Raw genomic sequence first — 761 nt, 5'->3', positions numbered from 1 at the left:
GTATTGATGTTGCTGTGGCTGGTATTGGCAGTCATTTCGCCGGCACCAAAACCTGTCAAAAACCTCAGCTATCCGCTTAACGCCGAATGGCAACAAAATCCGGATTTGCTCTACCAAAAATTGACCGAAATTGAAGGCGTTGAAAGCATCAGCTTTAGCGCAGACAAACAAACCATTTATATCAAGGCCTTGCAAAAAGGATTCGACCAAGAGGCCGCCGAAAAAATTATCACAGGAGTGTAAAATGTCATTGAATAAAGTTATCCTCATCGGCCGCCTCGGCCGCGACCCGGAAGTCCGCTATATGCCCAACGGCGAGGCCGTCTGTAACTTCAGCGTTGCCACCAGTGAAACGTGGAACGACCGTAATGGCCAACGCGTAGAACGTACCGAATGGCACAATATCACCATGTACCGCAAACTCGCCGAGATCGCCGGTCAATACCTGCGTAAAGGCAGCCAAGTGTACCTGGAAGGCCGTATCCAAAGCCGTAAATACCAAGGAAAAGACGGCATCGAGCGCACCGCTTACGACATCATCGCCAACGAAATGAAAATGCTCGGCGGCCGCAACGACAACAGCGGCGGCGCACCATACGATGACGGCTACAACCAAGGCGGTCATTCAAGCCAAAGCAGTTACCAACAAGCGCCACAACAGCAATACCAATCTGCTCCAGCTCAAGAACCCCCAGCCGCCCCAGCCCGTCGTCCTGCTCCGGTACAACCGACTGCTCCGGTTGATGATATCGACGACGATA

General features: G+C 52.2%; 1 protein-coding gene and 1 pseudogene. Both read left to right on the top strand.

Going from position 1 to position 761, the window contains the following annotated elements; translation table 11 throughout:
* A pseudogene (locus tag ACTHUR_RS13610) lies at positions 1-243 on the top strand (MFS transporter); the annotation flags it as partial.
* A gap of 1 nt (position 244) precedes the next feature.
* A partial coding sequence (locus tag ACTHUR_RS13605) for a single-stranded DNA-binding protein (protein ID WP_440399062.1) occupies positions 245-761 on the top strand: 517 nt, incomplete at its 3' end.

The organism is Neisseria sp. P0021.S007 (genome assembly GCF_051956855.1).
Note: the sequence above shows the minus strand (reverse complement) of the source record. Positions and strands in the feature narration are given on the sequence as shown.